At 56.8% G+C, this 1,828-nt stretch carries 1 rRNA gene; it reads left to right on the forward strand.

Annotation, left to right across the window (positions count from 1 at the left end):
- Window positions 1–1,828, forward strand: a 23S ribosomal RNA gene (locus tag ABD357_RS20400); the annotation flags it as partial.

The following is a 1,828-nucleotide window of genomic DNA, read 5'->3' on the forward strand; positions in this document are numbered from 1 at the left end:
TCGTGACTGCGTGCCTTTTGAAGAATGAGCCTGCGAGTTTGCGGTGTGTTGCGAGGTTAACCCGTGTGGGGGAGCCGTAGCGAAAGCGAGTCCGAACAGGGCGGTGTAGTAGCGCGCTCAAGACCCGAAGCGGAGTGATCTAGCCATGGGCAGGTTGAAGCGGCTGTAAGAGGTCGTGGAGGACCGAACCCACCAGGGTTGAAAACCTGGGGGATGACCTGTGGTTAGGGGTGAAAGGCCAATCAAACTCCGTGATAGCTGGTTCTCCCCGAAATGCATTTAGGTGCAGCGTCGTGTGTTTCTTGCCGGAGGTAGAGCACTGGATAGGCGATGGGCCCTACCGGGTTACTGACCTTAGCCAAACTCCGAATGCCGGTAAGTGAGAGCGCGGCAGTGAGACTGTGGGGGATAAGCTCCATGGTCGAGAGGGAAACAGCCCAGAGCATCGACTAAGGCCCCTAAGCGTACGCTAAGTGGGAAAGGATGTGGAGTCGCAGAGACAACCAGGAGGTTGGCTTAGAAGCAGCCACCCTTGAAAGAGTGCGTAATAGCTCACTGGTCAAGTGATTCCGCGCCGACAATGTAGCGGGGCTCAAGCGTACCGCCGAAGTCGTGTCAATCCAGCAATACTCCCAACGGAGGCTGGGTTGGGTAGGGGAGCGTCGTGTGCCGGGTGAAGCCGCCGTGTAAGCGAGTGGTGGACGGTTCACGAGTGAGAATGCAGGCATGAGTAGCGATTCACACGTGGGAAACGTGTGCGCCGATTGACTAAGGGTTCCTGGGTCAAGCTGATCTGCCCAGGGTAAGTCGGGACCTAAGGCGAGGCCGACAGGCGTAGTCGATGGATAACCGGTTGATATTCCGGTACCCGCTGTAAAGCGTCAGACATCGAATCCAGTGATGCTAAGCCCGTGAAGCCGTTCCGGACCCTTCGGGGAAAGGAAAGTGGTGGAGCCGGTGACCCGAGCTGGTAGTAGGTGAGTGATGGGGTGACGCAGGAAGGTAGTCCAGCCCGGGCGGTGGTTGTCCCGGGGTAAGGGTGTAGGCCGTGCGACAGGTAAATCCGTCGTACACGGGGCTGAGACCTGATGCCGAGCCGATTGTGGTGAAGTGGATGATCCTATGCTGTCGAGAAAAGCCTCTAGCGAGTTTTATGGCGGCCCGTACCCTAAACCGACTCAGGTGGTCAGGTAGAGAATACCGAGGCGTTCGGGTGAACTATGGTTAAGGAACTCGGCAAAATGCCCCCGTAACTTCGGGAGAAGGGGGGCCATCACTGGTGAGAGGACTTGCTCCTTGAGCTGGGGGTGGCCGCAGAGACCAGCGAGAAGCGACTGTTTACTAAAAACACAGGTCCGTGCGAAGCCGTAAGGCGAGGTATACGGACTGACGCCTGCCCGGTGCTGGAACGTTAAGGGGACCGGTTAGTGCGCTTTCGGGTGTGCGAAGCTGAGAACTTAAGCGCCAGTAAACGGCGGTGGTAACTATAACCATCCTAAGGTAGCGAAATTCCTTGTCGGGTAAGTTCCGACCTGCACGAATGGCGTAACGACTTCTCGACTGTCTCAACCATAGGCCCGGTGAAATTGCACTACGAGTAAAGATGCTCGTTTCGCGCAGCAGGACGGAAAGACCCCGGGACCTTTACTACAGTTTGATATTGGTGTTCGGTTCGGCTTGTGTAGGATAGCTGGGAGACTGTGAACTCTGGACGCCAGTTCAGGGGGAGTCGTCGTTGAAATACCAGTCTGGTCGTGCTGGATGTCTAACCCGGGTCCGTGATCCGGATCGGGGACAGTGTCTGATGGGTAGTTTAACTGGGGCGGTT

Origin of the sequence: Streptomyces vastus (genome assembly GCF_039532825.1) — a bacterium.
In the GTDB taxonomy this organism is placed as follows: domain Bacteria; phylum Actinomycetota; class Actinomycetes; order Streptomycetales; family Streptomycetaceae; genus Streptomyces; species Streptomyces vastus.